This window comes from Enterococcus sp. DIV0724b (genome assembly GCF_050531475.1).
GTDB classification, from domain to species: domain Bacteria; phylum Bacillota; class Bacilli; order Lactobacillales; family Enterococcaceae; genus Enterococcus_L; species Enterococcus_L haemoperoxidus.
This window is the reverse complement of the sequence record NZ_CP172890.1, coordinates 372,633-391,470: the sequence shown is the minus strand read 5'-3', so window position 1 is coordinate 391,470 and position 18,838 is coordinate 372,633. Positions and strand designations below refer to the sequence as shown.

Genomic DNA, 18,838 nt, shown 5'->3' with positions numbered 1-18,838 from the left:
CTCACGAAATGATACCGCTTTCAAATTAACCTTCATAAAAAATTGCTTTTTCCAATGTTAACCAGGAAACATAGAAGTTTCTCTTTGATAGGTTCACCATTTTTTACTCTTCTGCTTTTATTATAAAAATCATGACAAATTGACAAAAATTTTATCACTCATTTCAGTCTACAATAATAGCGCTAACATTTCAATAACGTATTTTAAAATTTATAGAACCATCATTCTCATTTTTACAATGAAAGTTGATTTTCTACCATAAACATGCAACAATTCTTCTATATCAGAGTCACTGCTATAAGCTGACTCATCTTCAAATGTTAGGAGCAACTTTTTAATGATAAAAAAAGAAGAAATGCCGCTTTGCGATGTAGCAACGACAGTTCAATTGATTGGAAGTAAGTGGAAAACGTTGATCATTCGAGATCTAATAACAGGTCCAAAAAGAAATTCCGAATTAAAACGATCGTTAAAAGGAATTTCTCAAAAGGTCTTAACTGATAGTCTTAACTCAATGATTCTAGATGGCATTGTAGAAAGAATCGATTTCCAAAAAGTGCCACCTCATGTTGAGTATCAATTAACCCCTTTAGGAGAAAGCTTATTGCCTGTCATTGAATCCATGAGACAGTGGGGACAATTTTATAAACAGCAGTTAGGATAGATAGTTACAAATTAGTGCCTACTTAACATTTTCAAAAAAGTTGTCTATACTTTATTACAGATAGCAACAACTATTAAGGAGGAGTTTTAAGTGAATACTGAATTTACACCAATTGAAGCCGTTCATACCGCTGTTGAACAAACCATACTAAATGGCGAGCCCGTTTTAAGAGTTGTAAAAAAAGATAAAATTATGGAATTTGACGAAAATACGTATGCTAAACTAAACAACTTAACTTTTCATAACGGAACAATCGAAGTGAAAATGTTAAGCCGCTTATTGCCAGATGCACCAGATTTTGCGCGAGGATTTATCGGTATTGCCTTTCGGATCAATCATGACGATACCAATTTTGAATCTTTCTACGTAAGACCAACAAATGGTCGCATAGATGATCCGGTTAGAAAAATTCGTGGGGTGCAATATTTTTCCTATCCTAAATACACCTTTGACTATTTCCGAAATCTTGGCATTACTGATTTTGAGGGTCCAGCTGATATTGGACTAGATGAATGGATCAGCTTAAAAGTAGTGATCAATGGAGCTCGTGGAGAGTTTTATTTGAACGATAGTGAAGAACCCGTATTGGTAGTGGAGAATATGAAACATGGTGCTGATGCTAAAGGTGGGATTGGTTTCTTTGTTGATATTGGGACAGAAGCATTCTTCAAAGAGTGGAAGATTACAGCAATTGATTAGATAAAAAGGATAAAACAAATAGTCGGTACTATTTGTTTTATCCTCTATCCTATTGTTTATTTAGCGGTTCTTTTACGATTCAATACATATGCTCCAAACGTCGACATAATCACTGCCAAACCAGCAACCATACCAACATAGCTATCTTCGCTACCGGCTTTAGGTAATTGTGCTTTTGATTGAGCTTTAGAAGCCTTCAAAAGTACTTTATCAGCTTTTGGTTGTTTCTTTTCTTCTTTGACTGGTATCATTTCACCTTCTGCATGCCCATTTGGTTTAATATCCTCTTTTACAGGCTTGTCTTGGTCTACCTCTTTACCAGAAATCGCCGGTTCTAATGATGGTACTTCTGTTACTTTCACCGTTTCTGGTTCAATTGGTTTGATTTCTTCTAACTCAGTTGATTCATCGTCGATTGTTTCGACTTGTTCATCAACGTAGATTTCTGGGCGTTCTTCTTTGGCTTCATTTAGCTCTTCTTCTTGGCTTTCTTTCGCCTTTTCTTCCTCGATCGGTTGGATCTCTCCTAATTCTCCTGATTCATCTTCGATGATTTCAGTTTGTTCACCAACATAGATTTCGGGTTGCTCTTCTTTTGCTGTATTTAGCTCTTCTTCTTGGCTTTCTTTTGCCTTTTCTTCCTCAATCGGTTGGATCTCTCCTAATTCTCCTGATTCATCTTCGATGATTTCAGTTTGTTCACCAACATGGATTTCGGGTTGCTCTTCTTTTGCTGTATTTAGCTCTTCTTCTTGGCTTTCTTTCGGTTGCTCTGGATCAAACGATGTGATTTCTTCTAACTGACCGGATTCATCTTCAATGATTTCTTCTTGTTCGATCGGTTCTTTGATTTGTTCATTTTCATCGCCAGTCGCATTTCCATCCAAAAAGATATTCTTCACTTGATGAGTTGCAACTTCGTTGATTGCTTTTTCATAATAAAGTTGGTAATCGATTTGACAATCGTTGGTAAAGTTCGCTTGTTTTTTCCCAGCTTCTGTTATCGTTGCTGTGTACATGATTGAAAATGAAGTCAAACGCGCTTTTTCGCGATAAAGACGAATCACAAAAGCATTATCTGCTCCAAATTCAACTGTACCATATCGCTGATTTTCAAACTCTTCCAAACTTAATGTTGATTGACCTAAATGGTTATCGATAGTAAACATAAAACTATCTTTATTTAATACTTGGCCACCACCTGATTTATCTGTCAGCACGATGTCATTACCTAATTCACTTTTATTCAAATTTGCATTTAAAAACCAACGGATTTGACCTGATTTCCCTAATAGGTCTCCTGTTTTATAAAAGAAAGGTTTCTCACCTTCCACACCACCGCCGGTATGTCCTTTAATCACAATATTTGGTACAGTGATTGATGTACCTAAGTTTGCAGGTATCTCTTTTACTGTATTTTCTGCAACATTTTTTACACGCACGCCAAATGTAAATTCACCACGGACACGATCAAGCTGGTCCACTTTCTCGTTAAATGTAGCAATTACTTTATCTTTATAAACACGGACTATTCCTAATCCATTTAAATTAATTTCTCGTGGTACGCTGTCGGAATCTGCAAGACCTTCTAGCTCTTTTGGTAATGTTAAAGTCAATTTATCTCCAGCTTTTAACTTTGTATCAGATTTTTCACTAAAGTTTACCCGAATAGAGGTAAGTTCGCCATCTGACAATTCTGTTTTATCAAAATGAATCGAATCAACAAATCCTCCACTATTTAATTCTGCCGCCAATGACTGTTCACTAAAACCAACTAATCCTAAAAACCCTACAAACATTACTACACACCATGATAATTTCTTTAACATCTTTTATAGATCATCCCTTTCTCTGATTGATATAGACCAATATGTATTCTTTATCGCTTTTTTAAATAGCAACTTTTCTGATGTTAAACAAAAAGTAAATCTGTGTCAAATCATATACATTTTAGATTAAATTATGATGATTTCGACTCATAATGCATGATTTTGTATAAAAAAAAGCCAGCTGATCATTTAGCGGATTTTTTACTGCTTCGCTCTATCAAATTTAAAAACATATCCTTCTACTTTATTTCCTTGCGTTTTGCTATATTTTTTTTCAACAAACAAATGATCAAAATACTTATTTAACTCTTCAAGTGCTGGCTTTAAAATCTTTTGATCGATCTGACCTACTTGATAATTTTTGGGAATTCCAAGTAAAAAAAACAGCGTTTCAATCTGTACTTCCCAATTGCCTTTTTGCTCAAATTGCTTCAATAAACGATATAAATTCTTAGAATACTTCTTTTTTAAAGAAATAAATTCTTCTAATGAAAAACACGTAGCATTCGTATTCACCTGATTCAAAAGACAAGTGAATTTTGGATTAAATTGCGCTTCAATTGCTTTTTCTTTTTCGAGAAATTTAATATCCCTAAAAATAGCAAAGCTTTCCAGTCCAATTTGTTCATCATCTGTATACAAATGGACATACTCAGAATCAATCAACTTTTGATGCATGCTCTTTAAATCCTTCAAGAAACGAATAGTAGAGGTTGATTTATAGTTTGCTAAACGTTTTAGATCGTCCCAAGTTAGATAAATTTGTTTATGTTCTATTTCTTTTGTTTTACTTAAAATAGCGAAAAACAGATTAAATTCGTTAGCGTTAAAAGCGCCAAATGAGACTGTATTCAACTCATTTTTATATTTTACATAATCGTTCATCCTTATGCTCGCTTTCTACGTTTAGATTGAACGTCATTATAATCAGTTTATTTTCAAAAAGCAAGCTGAAATACAAAAAAGTACTGATTGATCTTTAGAAAACATAAAATCCCCAAAAATCAAACAGGCTAAAAAGCCTTGTTTCATCTAGCTTTCGATCATCTTGATGTGTCATCCAAATTTTATTTGCACAGACATAGCTTAACAATGGTGCTATTCTTTTGTTGTAATTCAAAACACAATGGAAGGATGTTTTTTATGAGTAAATCAATTATTATCGTAGGTGCAGGTCCAGGAGTTGGCTATGAAACGGCAAAAAAATATGGTAATGAAGGCTATAAAGTTGGGCTGATCAATATTTTAGAACCTGTTTTAGTCGAATTAAAAGATGAATTAGAGCAAGAAGGAATCACAGTCTATTACGAACCAGCAGACGCAAGTAATACAGAAGAGTTAAATAGAGCAATCGACCGATTAGTTCAACAACTTGGTAGTTTAACTACGTATTTCTATAATGTGCCAGGTCCATTAGGTAAGTCTTATATGCCGATGCTGGATGCACCAGAATCCTTATTCTCTTTATTTTTACAATTAAGAGTAACGTCTGTCCTAAGTTCTGTGCAGCATGTACTACCTTATTTGGAAGAAAGTCACGGTTCTGTTTTGATTTCTAGCGGTCAATCTGACCGTATTGCTTATCCATACACTGGTATCATGGGGACAGCTCAAGCAGCGTTGAAAATGTTGATGACCCATTTGAGTCAAGAACTAAAAGAAAAAGATATTTTTGTGGGCTACTTTCCATTAGACAATCCACCAGTTATCACAGATGAGAAAAAAGAGGCAAAACGGGAAGATTTACCTGGCAGCTTTGAATTAACGAAAGAAATGCGAATCACTGCTAAAGACGTAGCGGAAGAAATTTTTAAAGAAGATGCACTTAGAGAAAACTTTGATGTTCGGATCAAAAAATCTTAATATTTACACAATTCTATTATCAAAAGATGCTGGGACATAACTCTGCGAGTCATATCTCAGCATCAAGCAATCTGAATAAACGGTGGAATCAGAAGCAACTCCTTTTTATTGCTTAAAAACATAACGAAGTATGCGTTGATGTTGCACAGTACCTACTGCGTTCTCGGAGTTCGACACTTCTTCCCTAACCTCTTTGCTATTAAAATACTACATAAGAAAGAAGCATATAATCAATGACAATGAAAAAATTAGCTCTCTCCGTTTTAAATCTTGTTTCAGTCCGCGAAGGTCAATCAAATCAGGAAGCTATCGAAGATATGGTTGATTTAGCACGCTATACAGAACACTTAGGTTATAAACGATATTGGATTGCAGAACATCATAATATCAATGGTACAATCAGTTCAGCAACCTCGATGCTGATCAATCACACGTTAGAACATACAACAACAATTCGCGTCGGCTCTGGCGGTGTGATGCTGCCAAATCACTTCCCGTTAGTCGTAGCAGAACAATTCGGTACATTAGAAACGATTCACCCAAACCGTGTAGATCTAGGTTTAGGACGTGCCCCTGGCGCTGACCCACATACAGGGAACGCTTTACGAAGAGCACTTTTGAATGGTGTCGATACTTTTCAAGATGACATTACTGAATTATTACGTTATTTCGGCCCAGAAGAAAAACAAGGAGAAATAAAAGCTTATCCAGCTGTTGGTACCAATGTTCCTCTCTACATTTTAGGTTCATCTACTAGCTCAGCAAAATTAGCAGCAAAACTAGGTTTACCCTATTCATTTGCCGGACATTTCCCAAATAATAACATAAGTGCTGCACTTGCTACATATAGGAATGAATTCCAACCATCTGATTATCTCGATAAACCTTACATTATAATGGCTCTAAATGTCATTGCAGCTGAAACAGATGAAGAGGCGCAACATGAATTAACAACAATGCAACAGATGTATCTTTACTCCATTAGAAATCAAATCCAACCTTTAAAATCTCCAGTAGCTTCTATGGATGGTTTATGGAGTCCGATGGAAAAACAATATGTAGATTCACTATTCGGTTTGACTTTACTTGGAAATAAAGAATCCTTAAAACCACAATTACAACTCTTTCAACAACACTTCCAAGTAGACGAAATCATGGCTGCTAGTTATCTATATGATTTTGATAAACAAAAAAATTCGTTTAGGGTGTTGAAAGAAGCAGTAGAGGCGTTATAGTTTTTCTTGTTAAAAAGAAAAATGCATGTGTTATTTGCGGCTACAATTGCCACATTAAAAAAGACTATAAACGGCGAACAAGCTGTTTATAGTCTTTTTTTTGATCACTCTTTACTTTGACCTTTCGACAAGAGCTCAATCAACTGTTGTTGCTGTTCAAGAACTTCTACCAATCGTTCGTTCACTTCTATTTGACGGCTCTTTTTTGTCCGCTGCAATTTCGATTCTGCCCATTGACTATTTTTAAAGAGACGAAGCCCTTCAACCATGTGACCTCCTAAAATAATTACAATGGCGGTACTACTCAATCCAACTAGCCAATTTTTCAAGACAAGCAACTGCTCCCAAGTTTGTTGTACCAAATCAGGAATTTCTGCGATGTTTCTGGTTGTTTGAATCAGTGCTTTCAATTGCTCTACCAATGATATTACACTTGGAATCATCTGATCTAAAGTAAACGTAGAATGCTGAAAAATATCTGAAAGTTTTTGATGAAAGCGATTGAGTTCCTCTGAACTCAATCGATGGATACGTCCCTCAATCACCGTATATGTTTGATACGTTTCCATTGCCATTTTAGTTAATAACGTTAAAAGAGCAATCACTAAAAATAAATAACCGACCACTACTAGTTTTTCGCTCAAATGCCACTGATCATTTTTTCTTAATTGCCATAAAAAATACCCAATCAGTGCTAATCCAACAAACACAATAATGCTCTGGATAATAACGAGTATAGTCAAATTAGTTACTACCTGATTGAGCTTGACTGAAAAAGCTGTTTGCCAATCTTCAGATGAAAAAAAAGTCAATACATTACTGACTGTGATTCGAAAAGATTTTCGAATGATGTTTTCAATAAAACCTCGCTGATTGATCACCATAAAAAGTAATACAGCAAGGTAACTCAGACTACTCAAATGAACAAGCCCTCTTAAAGGAACTCTTTTAGTAAAACGTTCTTCCTCCACAAAATCCCCCTCAATTCGATAATCGAATAAAATATAAATCAATCATAGTATTATAACAAAAAAGTCGATACTAATACATTTATCCAAAACTTCTCCTATCGAAATCTTTATACAATTTATTTGATTATAATTTTAAACTACGTTAAACTTTTAGAAAGTTCACTTTAACTTAAATTATTCTATAATATTATTTTTTAGATATGGCTTTTATTTTATAAAAAAGAGGGAGCGATAATCGATGTGTACAAGTATTACAATGACAACGAAAGACCAACATGTTTTACTGGCAAGAACAATGGATTTTGCAGTTGTTCTGGAGGCCGAACCAACGTTTATTCCACGGAATAAATTTGCATTTGTTAATGACGAAAATGATGATCGTAAAAATGATTATGCCTTTGTAGGAATGGCGCGGCAAGTAGATGACGGACACTTTGTTTTTGCCGATGGCTTAAATGAAAAAGGACTTTCCTGCGCAGCCCTCTACTTTTCAGGTTATGCTGGCTATAATAGTCAAGATACTTCTAAAAAATATACTTTAGCACCGCATGATGTTGCCCCATTTTTACTTTCTACTTGTTCAACTATTGAAGAAGTAACACGTACAATGGAAAATGCGCAGGTTGAAAATACAGCGCTAGATTTCTTAGGAATCGTCCTACCGCTTCATTGGGTCATCACGGATAAAACTGGGAAAAGCATTGTCATTGAATATACAGAACAAACATTACACATTCATGAAAATACGATCGGTGTTATGACAAATAGCCCTGATTACAAGTGGCACACAACGAATTTAAGAAATTATATTGGGCTTCAACCTGAACAGAAAACAGAAGTTCATTTAAAGGATATGGTGATGAAACCTTTTGGTGAGGGTGCTGGTGCTTTTGGTCTTCCAGGTGATTTCACTCCACCATCAAGATTTGTCAGAGCAGCCTTCTTGAAAGCTTGCTTACAAGATGTTCAAACGGAGTTAGACGGTGTTACGTCTATGTTTCATGTGCTTGCTAATGTCGATATCCCTAAAGGTGTTGTAAAAACAACACAAGCTTATGATTATACTCAATATACTTCTGTCATGGTAAACAGTTCGTTGAATTATTATTATAAGACATACAATAATCAGCGTATCCGATGTATCCAATTAGAAAATGAAGATTTTGATGCGACTTCTGGTAAAATCTGGTCTAGTGGTGATTCGGAAGATATATTGTATCGAAATTGTAAAAAATAATCCGTTAAACAAGCTAAAGAGAGCAACAACCATTTTTTAATAGGTTGTTGCTCTCTTTAAGTTTCTGCTTATATTCTTTGGCCAACGATTTCTTGTCTTTTATTAAGCGTTTGTTTCAATAGTTCTATATATTCTTTTTGGTATTTTTTCAAATAAACGTTCAAAGACTGTTCTTTTTCATCTGACCAACTCGGATCGCTTTTTATTAAATTACTAGACTCATCTACTTCGACTGTTGCATCGTATTTTACTTTTGGATCATTGGCTTTTGAAATCACTACATATCGTTTATCATTCTCTTTGACTTCAACCACTAATTTGTCTTTGCGAGCTATGACCCATGGAGTATGTTCTTTTAGGGGAATAGGATTGAAACCTGTTTCCATAATATAGGTTGCATACAAAACGCCATCCTCTTCTATAGCATAACTCCCTGAGTATCGATAATCATCTTGCTTCCATGAATAGGTAGCTAGATTCTTTAAATAATGCTTTTCATCCATTCTCAGTTTGGTATTAAAGCCGACATAGATCAAAGCCAGTACGCCAATCCCTAATAGTATCCGTTTGTAATACTTGTTCCATTTCATTTTTTTTGATAAATCTTTTGTCATTTCCGTATCCTCCCGTAATAAGTTATCAAGAGAGATACCGAACAAGTCACTGATTGCTACAATTGTTTCTAAATCCGGATAATTCCTGCCTACTTCCCAGCTAGAAACAGTGGAACGAGAAACATTTAATAATTCACTTAACTGTTCTTGTGTCAGTTCTTTTTTTAAGCGTTGCTCTTTGATTTTATCGCCAATGTTCATGGTATCACCTCTTTCTTTTTTATTATCTTGATAACTTACAATAAAAGGTAGCCACTTTTCGTATCATTTCTAGATTTTTGTATGATACAATTCGTATCATATTGATTTGTCGGTATTTCCAGGGATCAGCACTTAAACATTATAGCAAAATTCTAGCGGATTATTGTCTTATTAAAATAAAAAACACGCTCAAAAACTTGTAGAATCTACGAAGGTTTTGAACGTATTTATCTATAAAAGACTTGCACATTTATTTTTGTGTCAGCTATCTAGTTGATCAAGCCATGAGAGAAAAATTCGCTCCTCTTGGAATACACTTGCCATCTTTTATTCCAAACTTGAAAAATCGTGATTGATGATGTCTATTAATGTAAATGTATCATGCCCAAATTCAAATTTTAAAATACAACAATTTCCTAATCTATCTTTTTGATCGACTTCACTGGTATGCGCCCAGTTTCGCATAAATTGCCGACAAGATGCCCCATGTGAAACAGCTAAAACAGTCGCTCCTGCTTCTTTCATGATGTCCATCAAGGTTTCAGATATGCGCTGTCTAAATTGAAACTCTTCTTCTCCACCATATCCAGCAAAAAAGTTGCCATATGGTAATGGCGGATTCAGAGACTCACTCTCTGATTCAAAACGGCCAAAATTCCATTCTTTCAATCCTTTTACCCTTTTATATGGCTTATCCGTTACTTGCTCTAAGGTATCACTTGCTCGTTCAGAGGTAGAAGAGTATGCGCTATCAAAAATAATGTCGCGGTCCTTGAAATAACCTCCAGCGATTTGCGCTTGTCTGATGCCTTTTTCTGTAAGGGGTGAATCACACCAGCCTTGGATTTTTTTCTGTTGATTAAATAATGTTTCCCCATGCCTCATCAGATATAATGTTTTGGTCATAATCTTGCCCTCTTTTCTATTCATTGTGTTTATCATAAACCATGAAGTGAACTCCAAGGCAAGCAAAAAAAGCTGAACATTGTCGATTCAGCTTTTTTTGCTCTTTATTCAAGTAATCGGCCTTCATCATGCCAAGCACCATACATTTTTGCAGCCTTTGTATTTTTCAGAAATTTATCTAGTCGCTTCTCAAATAACTCTGGCTGATGCTTATAATTTTGGATCGTGTCGATACGGATACGCCGATATAATTCTGGGAAGGTCAAGAATGTTTCATAAATTTCCATGTCTGCTTTTAGTTTCTCTGCTATGATTTCGTCAATTTCAAAAGACTCTTCTGTCATATCAGGTAAAACGTTTCTACCTTGATCGGTCATTAAGCCTAATCTTTCCAGACGACGGACGCGTTCTTTGTTTAGCTCTGTCCATGGACTTTTTTTCGCTCTTGGTGAAAGTCGTTGAGCAGTTTGTGTATCAGAGACTTTCTTTTTGATACCATCGATCCAACCGAAACAAAGGGCTTCTTCTACCGCATCTAGGTATTGGATTTTATTGGGTTCTGGTTTGATGCTAACGATGATCCAGCAGTATTTTTTGGTTGTGCTGTTTGCTTCTAACCAGTTACGTAATTCTTGTCGGGTCGTTATGGGTAGTAGATTATCTATTTCCATCTGATAAACTCCTCTTTTACTATGATTAGAGTATTATACAGGAATCTGAAGGGAAAAATAACTATTTAGCCAAACTACTCTCTGTAATCTGTTAAACGAGCATATATTTCTTTGATTTCTGATTGTTCGTCGATTCCCACATACAAAGAAGAACGAATATTTTTTTTCTTGTACGCATCCTCTCCATTGTCTGAGACTTCTAATTCTTTTGATTTGACCTCTTTCTCATGCTCTTTCAGCTGTGTGAGCGCAATCGTTAAATTCTCCACTTGAACTAGTTCCCCTAGTTTTTTTAATAATGGCTCTACATTTTCGCTTTGAAATGCCGATGATTCTCCATAATTTGAAAGTGTGATTGTTTGGTCAATTAAATTAGCTTGTTTTTTTTCTGGAAGATAGTGGTACTCAGAATCAATATAAGCGAATGCCTGCATGGTATCCCCTTGCTCATAAGGATAAAATCCGCGTACCTGTAACTTGTTTTCTTTCGCATCGATTGTATAAGTTACGGTGCCTTTTTCTCCTGTAGCTGTCAATAATTCTTCATCTAAGATGGCTTCAGTTTTTTCAGTCAAAGTAGATAGCGATACAGCAAACTTTTCTTTTAAAATGGTTTCAGCTGCTGCTTTAGAGAGATCACTATATTCGAAAACACCGAATGGTTTGGTTCTCTTTGATTGCCACAGCAAGTCTTGCGATTCTTTAGGAAAACCGTTCTCTTTCTCACATCCAGAAATGATCAATATGGGGAGTAAACATACGATGATCAGCGTTATCACACGCGTTTTTCTATTCATAAAAGATGTACCTCTTTTCATATTTTACTTAGCTATTTAAAATTTTTGCATTTGATGTAGTGGGAACCATTTCAATTTTACGACCCCGATAACATCGTTTACTTGTATGAAACCAAATTTTCGACTATCTGTTTCATACATTCGATTGTCTACTATCACAAAATAACTATCTTTTGGCACCATAGATTCTCCTGTCTTTTCCAACAGTGTAAAGTCATTAGTGTACATGTGATTTTCTTTCGCCGCTTGGGTAATCGAGGTTGCTAAAAAGCGCTCATTTTTCATTTCTCCATTGATAAATAATTGATCATTTTGATAGTATAATGACTCTCCTTGTAATCCGATCACACGTTGAATTACTTTTTCTTTGGTAAATGGATGAATAAAATAAATCAGATCATACCTCTTTATAGAGGCTAACTTATTTACAACAAGCCGATCCCCTTCATTTAACGTCATTGTCATACTGTAGCCATTGACCCTAGGAACGGTGAACACGACTATTCGAAAAAAGCTAATTAGAAGTAAAGTAATAACGGTCGTAATACCTAGCTCTATCAAAAATCGTTTCACTCTTTTCCTAGTCTTTCGCTTTTTTCTTTTTTGCTGAGATTGTCTTGGACGCTTGACTTTCCTTATGTTTTTTTTAGTGGAACGCTTATGTATTGAAGCGGTCGTCGACCGTTTGCGTTTCTTCGGCCGCTTCTTTGTAGAGGGAATTGTCTTTTTTTTATTCACTACATTTCACCTCAACTCGTTTACTTTTTTTGTTTTAAAGCTAATTCGTTGATTTTAAAATAGTCAAAAACTTTCTTACGACTTTGTGTTAGCTTTTCTAGATCTTTTTGATAATCAGAAACCAGTTGCGCGTTGGCTAAATCCTCACTACTTAAGGCATAAATATTCGTCCCGAGTTCTTTCATCATGGCTTTATAACGAATCAATAACGACGTGCCTTCCTCTGACATCCCTTGCGCTAGATTTAGATTTCCATAACTCACTAGTAAGGAACTGACATCTCTTAACTTCGGTTGGATTTTATCGATGCTGCCACCCCTTTCGATATCTTTTAAATTTGTATTTACCTCTTCCGTGACAAAATAACTTTGCACAATCATATTGGAATCTTCTGCCGTTAAATTCGTTGATTGATAGTAACGTGCATACAATGCTCCGCAAATAGTTACGATCCCAAAAATCGCAAGCAACAACAGCCATCTGAGAAAAAAGCGATTTTGTTTTTGAAGTCGATATTTTTTCTTTTTTAGCCAACGTCTTTTTTGTTTCGTTTTTGGTCGTTTTCGGTTCAACATGTTTAACGTTCGCTTAATAGAGAACAAGCGCGTACTTACAAACAGAAGTACAAGGATGGATACGAAACCACTCGATAATAGCCCAATAAACAGCCAATCCAATACACTCATTTGGTCATGCCTCCTCAGCTATTTTTTTTACTTTTCTTTCTTTTCTTTTTCTTACTGTTGTTGATTACTCGAACAATGAAGAAAATGATGACAAAAACAGCTATAATTCCAGAAACAATCAAACCGATCAATCCCCAATCGATCCCTCTTTCTTGAATCAAGGTCACATCTTGCGCGTTATATTTATCGGCTTCTTCTTTTGTGATTTTAAATTTTTTCGTCCATTCCCATTTTTTTTCTTGATTGCTTACAAGGACATGAGCATTGTAAACACCGGGTTCCATTTTTTCAGAATTCATTAGAATAGGAAAATCAATCATCGAATTAGGAGCCATCCTCATTTTGATTTTCTTGGTTTCATACAAAATTTCACTGGAATCCTCTTTCATCACTTGGGCTTCTACATCCATATCATTGACAAAATCTGGCTGTATATTTGAATAGTTAATAAATATAGCATTACGATAGTTAGATAATCCTGGATAAACGTTATTCAGTTCTAATTCTGGTTCGATTGGTGTATCTGTTTCTTTTAACACTAAACCAATCAGATAAGCATACTCATTGATAACCCCTTTTTGTTTCTTTTTTTCCTCTTCTTCTTCTTTGGTCGGGATCACTTTCAAGTGAATCCCACCAGTTAAAATACCGTCATAACTTGTTGCAGGCATATCGATGGTTAATTCTAATACCTCTTTTTGATTCGGTGGAAGGACAACTTTCTCAGGCCCTGTCACCATTTTTTTCAAGTCAAATTTCAGTGAGGAATCGTCTTTAATTGGGCTTGGGCCAAATTCAATCACACCATTTGAATTTGTTTTTGCTTGGCTGATTTCGACACCAACAGTGACTTCTTTATCTACATCATTTTTCAATTCTATTTGAATTTTTTGTTTTTTCCCTGGTGTCATTCTTAAGTTAAAATACCCAACGTCTCCTTCTTGATTTTCTGGTTTGACTACTGTGTAAGTATAGGGCGTGGCGATTGCTTCGGTAGCATATGTTTTCTCTGTTGTCACAATCATACTAACTATGTAAAATAAACAGATTAATAAAAATGCGTTTCTTTTTTTCATCTACAAATCAACCTTTCTAAAAAAACTCACCGATTTTTTTAATCGGTGAGCTTACTTTCGTTTGCGTTACCTTTTTATTTTAATGGTGTTTCTGAAAGTGTCCAAGTAACGGTTGCTTGATACGTTCCTGTACGGACATCTGTACCAGATGGAACCGTTAATTTGACTGCTTGGTTACCTGGTTTAGCCTCGTCACCTAATTTACCGAAAGCGATAAAGTAGTCTCCTCGACCTTTTGCCCCAGTATTAGTGAAAATTGGTGTAGACTCGCCGAATTTCACTACTGCATCGTGGTGCAATCCAGATTCTCCTGGATTTTGGATACCATTTTCAGCAGCATCAAGTAGACGTTGGTGACCATAAGTGATCGTTGCATTGTCTAATTTTCTTAGTGTTTCGCCGTCTTTGAATTCAAATTGCTTTGTTACTTTAGCTGTTAATTGGTATGTGTGATCATCTACTTGGCGATCATCTTTAAAACGAATATAGTTAGCAGATTCTGCTTTAGGATTTCCAGCAGGTACATATGTTTTGGCAAATGACGTAATTTCTTTGGTCGCACTTGCTTCTGCTTTACCAAAATCTAATGGTGTCACTTTACGAATCAAGAATTTCCCGTTTGGTTGTTTTTCAGGATCTTTTTCCTCTGTATCAGGTACTGGATTATCCGTTTCTTCCTCATACGTTGCATCTGTAAACTCAACTTTACCAACATTTCCGTCCATTGTACTGTCTGGTTCAGCTGCTACCACTGTCCCTGTTGCTGCCGCTGTTGTTAACGCTGCTAGTAAAATTGTTCCGCATAATTTGTGTGTGAATTTCATTTGTATTTCCTCCTAAGATTTGTTTGTATTTATGGCAACTCGGCTATTATCCAAGTTAACACCGTTGAGTATGTTCCCGCTTCGTTTTCAGAAGTTTTGGGAATGGTTAAATTGACTGCATTATTTACATAGCTAGGTTTCTTGAATACTGGATCTTCGATTATGTTGCCAGTATTGTTGATGCGGGGAAATATGGTTGGTTGTTGCTTATTTGTATTTTCTTTTGACGCACCAAAAATGATACTCCAAGTTCCCATGCCCCGTTCAGCTTTTGCAGTCGCTATTGTATAGGTCTCACCGACATGATTCATTTGAATCACTTCTTTTGATACTTCTGGTGAGTATTGACTGTTCGTGGCAGAATTCGTCCACGTATGATCAAATGAAATGGTCGTACCTTTTAATTGGGCACCGTGTTTCATCAGTTGTTTAAATTGTGTTTCTTGTCTTAATTGAATCGTCCAACCGCTAGGTTTTTCTCGTTGATCGGTTACTTGAATAAAATTGCCGCGAACCTTGTCACTATCGTGAAACAATTGTGCATTAACAGGTAACACACTTATATCGTCTGTCATTTCGACCGTACTAAAGTTTAAGTAAGGGACAAAGTCGATTCTTAAATCGCCTTCAGTCCGAGGAATCTCTCCTGGATTTACGATTACTTTATTATCTTCTGGATCTTGGATCTGAGAGCTATCGGACCTAGACTTTTCAATTTCAAAAATGGCACCGCCAGAATGATCTGTAGCCTGACTAATAACTGGTCTCGTCGCTATAGTAAACATTAGGAAGGTCAGAATAAGTATTGATTTTTTATTCATCATCCATCCTTCCTTTCTTGCGTTCACTTTGCTTATTTTTCTTTCTTAAAAAATAAGCCGTCAAAAAAATCAACAATATTAGTATTCCACTAATGGTTAAACTTTTCTGTACCAACTCACCTGTAGAAGGCAATCGCCCGATTGGTTTTTGACTCTGTCCTTTGGTATTGGGTAGTGATGCGTCTTTTGTTGTTGAGGTAGGACTTCCACTTGTTTCAGTCGTTCCATTAATTAACGTTACTTCCCCCTTAGTCTGAACGGCACCTTCACTTCCAAGACTTTTCATCGGAAGAATGAACAGCATCATACTGAATAGAATAGAGGTGATGAAAAGACAAATTCCTTTTCTATTTTTCATTGGCTATTCTCCTTCATCATCATGGCGTATCGCCCAATTGGTATTCGATACGAGCCTGATACTTTCCGATTTTCCCTCCGCCGTTTGGTACTTCCATTTTGAACCCAAAACCAGCTTCACTCCAAGTATCACTCACAACAAATTCACTCTTAGAGTCATTTGTATGTCGCATCAGTTCTTCTACTTTGTTTAATTCAAAAATAGTTTCGCTGTCTTGTGCTCCTGTGTTGTAACGTAGAATTCCTGTCATTTGGGAATTTGGATCATCTACATTAGTGAATTCTTGTATCAAAACGGCTTTTAGTGTCCATTCTTTTTTGCTTTGGCGGGTATCTGTTATGGCTAATTTCTGACCCGCTAAATCCGGTTGGTTTACACGAACTTTTCTAAACGTTGCTTCGTGTTGCCCAAAGTCCATGATTTCGGGAACTGAATTAAGTCTTAAAACACCTTTATAATAAAATTTGACTTCTTTGACCTCTCCGTATATCACTTCAAAATCAGCTTCTGGTAAGGGCGTTTTTTCTTGACCATCAATCAGCACTTTACTTAAAATATAGTCTTCGGTTGGATGAGAAGTTATCACAACTTTCTCTCCTATCAAGCCTTCTTTAGGCTCTTCTTTGTAAAGTTCATTTTCAGGGGTCGTTTCTTCTTCTAAATGTAGTATCGTCAATTTAGCTGCTCTTGGTTTGACTGTGAATGTCTTTAATTCCCCAGATGTACTTTCTACTATTTCACCATTTGATGCCGTTCCGCTGACTTTAAATGCCTGACTCACGTCAAAAGAGCTAGTCAATATTGGGTTAGCAATGGTGGATAGAACATCGTAGGTCAGTTTTAATTCGGTCTTCGGTTCGACATTCCCCAGTTTCACTTGCAGTTTTCGATCTGCGCCAAATGTAACATCAGATGCAGGTACTGATACACCATTCAATTTGACTGTTTTCAAATCAACATCGATATTTGCTGGAAAAGCGTTGGTTGTTTCATACATCACATTGTCCCAAGGTGATGGTGCCACTGCTGTATTTTGAATGGTCGAAGTAAATGTTACTTTTCCCCCTTCTAAGATTTCCGCTTTGTCTATAGCCAGATTTGCAGAAATGTTCGGTGGATTAGGCATAGTAACATTTAGTATCATTGCAACCAACTCAGACTCCACACCATTTATATTCTTGGCTTTAAGAAAAATAGCATTCTGCCCTTGTTTTAATTCATCTTTATTTACAAGAAAGTTAAATGGCATATCCGTCCCAGGATTGGTATTATGAATCCAACTTAAGACTGGTTTCATATTAAATGGGCTACCGATAGAATACGATATATCTTCTAAAAACATAGTTTCATCATTAAATGTTCCTGATAGCGTATATCCTTTTCCTTCACCTGAATAAGTATCGGCGTTTTTATCTACTTTTAAAAACAGCTTATCATTCGTAATAGGTGCATTTTCATCTTTTTTATCAATCCCTACACTGTAGGAATACCCCATAACTGAACCAACTGGGAAGGCTTGTCTAGCAGATTTCATGAAGATTGCCGTATCAATTGGTTCAGGTTTGTTATTAGGATAGGCATCAAAGGCATCTTTCCCGGCTTCTCCATTTAGAAGTTCTGCACCTGGGGCATCATATGTTGGAAAACCACCATGAATTGGGTTAAAAACAGGATGTCCATCCAATCCCCATGGCATCTTATACTTACCAGCCTTCCAGTTGCTAACTGGATTAGAAACGTTAAAATTATAATTTAAACGATAGATAATGGATTTATCCGTGGAGCTTGGATTTTCAATATATAACCCTCGATTTCCCCCTAAAAAACGAACAGGCACTGTATCATTGACTAGGGATGTATCCATCATCGTATATAAAATCGTCTCATCATACCAACTGTCTTGAACGAGATTGGGATCAGAATTATTTTTAACAAAGGTATCTATTTTTATCGCTTTGTTCGACGGTGTCATGATGATCGTAATATCAAACTTTGATTTGTTATAATTTGCTGATTTATTGTAAGGATCTGTTAAAGATTCTCCTTTAAACATTAACGCTTCTATCGTTTGATTCGGGCTATACTTTGCATAATATTTAGGGTTTAAGATATTTTCTCCATTTATTTTATCGTCGTTTCTAAGTGAGTTTTCATGTCCAAACACTAAGCCTACAGGGAAGGTTCCTAAAGGATAGGATTGAAACCCGTGTAATGCACCAACTGTTTTTCCTTTGTCTAGTAAATAGACATTAGGAAAAAAAGCATATTTATTAGCAATTTGATTTGGTTCAACTGCCATGTATTGTTGAAACTTGTATTCTAAACTTGTCTCATTAGATATTACTAAGCTTCCTGTCGGGCTTTTCCCTTTTATCTTTGTCCAACCTTCCAGTTCAGGATTTTCAACATAACCTTCTGCTGACCTCAGTTCAGGGAGTTTTCTTTTTGTTTCTGAATCCCCCTTAGATAAGGGCTCTTCTGCAATTGTATTAGCTTTGATCAAATTGGGGTTCTGCCACACGCTCATAATTATCGCTATCGATAATAAACAACCTACTATTCCCAACCTTCTTTTCATTCACTTTCCCCCTTCCAACTCAAATAATATTTTTGAGTTTCTATTTGAACAACATTACTTTAAACTTGCT

At 35.9% G+C, this 18,838-nt stretch carries 19 protein-coding genes; 5 read left to right on the top strand and 14 right to left on the bottom strand.

What is annotated here, in order from left to right:
• The first annotated feature begins 337 nt into the window (after window positions 1–337).
• Window positions 338–664, top strand: coding sequence for a winged helix-turn-helix transcriptional regulator (locus IGJ02_RS01795; protein ID WP_010761757.1), 327 nt, complete (start codon window positions 338–340; stop codon window positions 662–664).
• 90 nt (window positions 665–754) lie between these two features.
• Window positions 755–1,363: a hypothetical protein gene (locus IGJ02_RS01790; protein WP_430603030.1), complete on the top strand. Its 609-nt coding sequence runs from the start codon at window positions 755–757 to the stop codon at window positions 1,361–1,363.
• A gap of 56 nt (window positions 1,364–1,419) precedes the next feature.
• On the opposite strand, the gene IGJ02_RS01785 is transcribed toward IGJ02_RS01790, so the two are convergent.
• The gene (locus IGJ02_RS01785; RefSeq protein ID WP_430603028.1) at window positions 1,420–3,192 is read right to left on the bottom strand and encodes a collagen binding domain-containing protein; all 1,773 of its coding nucleotides are present in this window, start codon (window positions 3,190–3,192) and stop codon (window positions 1,420–1,422) included.
• Between the two features lie 201 nt (window positions 3,193–3,393).
• On the bottom strand, window positions 3,394–4,077 hold the full coding sequence (locus IGJ02_RS01780) for a replication initiation protein (protein WP_010761761.1): 684 nt from the start codon (window positions 4,075–4,077) through the stop codon (window positions 3,394–3,396).
• A gap of 258 nt (window positions 4,078–4,335) precedes the next feature.
• Here IGJ02_RS01780 and IGJ02_RS01775 point away from each other — a divergent pair, with 258 nt between their 5' ends.
• A complete protein-coding gene (locus tag IGJ02_RS01775; protein WP_010761762.1) occupies window positions 4,336–5,055 on the top strand; it encodes an SDR family NAD(P)-dependent oxidoreductase in 720 nt (239 codons plus the stop codon).
• Between the two features lie 233 nt (window positions 5,056–5,288).
• A complete protein-coding gene (locus tag IGJ02_RS01770; protein WP_430603026.1) occupies window positions 5,289–6,290 on the top strand; it encodes an LLM class flavin-dependent oxidoreductase in 1,002 nt (333 codons plus the stop codon).
• 104 nt (window positions 6,291–6,394) lie between these two features.
• Here the strand turns inward: IGJ02_RS01770 and IGJ02_RS01765 are convergent, their stop codons facing one another.
• Window positions 6,395–7,261 (bottom strand): hypothetical protein, encoded by an 867-nt coding sequence (locus IGJ02_RS01765; protein ID WP_430603024.1) that lies wholly within the window; start codon window positions 7,259–7,261, stop codon window positions 6,395–6,397.
• A 238-nt stretch (window positions 7,262–7,499) separates the two neighbouring features.
• Here IGJ02_RS01765 and IGJ02_RS01760 point away from each other — a divergent pair, with 238 nt between their 5' ends.
• A complete protein-coding gene (locus tag IGJ02_RS01760; protein ID WP_430603023.1) occupies window positions 7,500–8,498 on the top strand; it encodes a linear amide C-N hydrolase in 999 nt (332 codons plus the stop codon).
• Window positions 8,499–8,566: 68 nt separating this feature from the next.
• Here the strand turns inward: IGJ02_RS01760 and IGJ02_RS01755 are convergent, their stop codons facing one another.
• The 11 genes from IGJ02_RS01755 to IGJ02_RS01705 form a co-directional block, all read right to left on the bottom strand.
• A complete protein-coding gene (locus tag IGJ02_RS01755; protein ID WP_430603021.1) occupies window positions 8,567–9,313 on the bottom strand; it encodes a helix-turn-helix domain-containing protein in 747 nt (248 codons plus the stop codon).
• A gap of 327 nt (window positions 9,314–9,640) precedes the next feature.
• Entirely contained in the window at window positions 9,641–10,219 is a 579-nt protein-coding gene (locus IGJ02_RS01750; RefSeq protein ID WP_430603020.1) for a histidine phosphatase family protein, read from the bottom strand.
• 104 nt (window positions 10,220–10,323) lie between these two features.
• Window positions 10,324–10,890 (bottom strand): YdeI/OmpD-associated family protein, encoded by a 567-nt coding sequence (locus IGJ02_RS01745; protein ID WP_430603019.1) that lies wholly within the window; start codon window positions 10,888–10,890, stop codon window positions 10,324–10,326.
• Between the two features lie 74 nt (window positions 10,891–10,964).
• Window positions 10,965–11,687 (bottom strand): hypothetical protein, encoded by a 723-nt coding sequence (locus tag IGJ02_RS01740; RefSeq protein ID WP_430603017.1) that lies wholly within the window; start codon window positions 11,685–11,687, stop codon window positions 10,965–10,967.
• Window positions 11,688–11,723: 36 nt separating this feature from the next.
• Window positions 11,724–12,248 (bottom strand): signal peptidase I, encoded by a 525-nt coding sequence (gene lepB / locus IGJ02_RS01735; RefSeq protein ID WP_430603015.1) that lies wholly within the window; start codon window positions 12,246–12,248, stop codon window positions 11,724–11,726.
• A 197-nt stretch (window positions 12,249–12,445) separates the two neighbouring features.
• The gene (locus tag IGJ02_RS01730; RefSeq protein ID WP_430603013.1) at window positions 12,446–13,111 is read right to left on the bottom strand and encodes a YccF domain-containing protein; all 666 of its coding nucleotides are present in this window, start codon (window positions 13,109–13,111) and stop codon (window positions 12,446–12,448) included.
• Window positions 13,112–13,125: 14 nt separating this feature from the next.
• Window positions 13,126–14,187 carry a DUF916 and DUF3324 domain-containing protein gene (locus tag IGJ02_RS01725; protein ID WP_010761775.1) on the bottom strand — a complete coding sequence of 354 codons (1,062 nt, stop codon included), beginning with the start codon at window positions 14,185–14,187 and terminating at the stop codon, window positions 13,126–13,128.
• Window positions 14,188–14,261: 74 nt separating this feature from the next.
• On the bottom strand, window positions 14,262–15,011 hold the full coding sequence (locus IGJ02_RS01720; RefSeq protein WP_010761776.1) for a WxL domain-containing protein: 750 nt from the start codon (window positions 15,009–15,011) through the stop codon (window positions 14,262–14,264).
• A gap of 29 nt (window positions 15,012–15,040) precedes the next feature.
• Window positions 15,041–15,832 carry a WxL domain-containing protein gene (locus IGJ02_RS01715; RefSeq protein WP_430603012.1) on the bottom strand — a complete coding sequence of 264 codons (792 nt, stop codon included), beginning with the start codon at window positions 15,830–15,832 and terminating at the stop codon, window positions 15,041–15,043.
• Window positions 15,825–16,190: an LPXTG cell wall anchor domain-containing protein gene (locus IGJ02_RS01710; RefSeq protein WP_430603010.1), complete on the bottom strand. Its 366-nt coding sequence runs from the start codon at window positions 16,188–16,190 to the stop codon at window positions 15,825–15,827. The genes IGJ02_RS01715 and IGJ02_RS01710 overlap by 8 nt, the downstream gene beginning before the upstream one ends.
• 19 nt (window positions 16,191–16,209) lie before the next feature.
• The gene (locus IGJ02_RS01705; protein WP_430603008.1) at window positions 16,210–18,768 is read right to left on the bottom strand and encodes a hypothetical protein; all 2,559 of its coding nucleotides are present in this window, start codon (window positions 18,766–18,768) and stop codon (window positions 16,210–16,212) included.
• Window positions 18,769–18,838 lie beyond the last annotated feature (70 nt).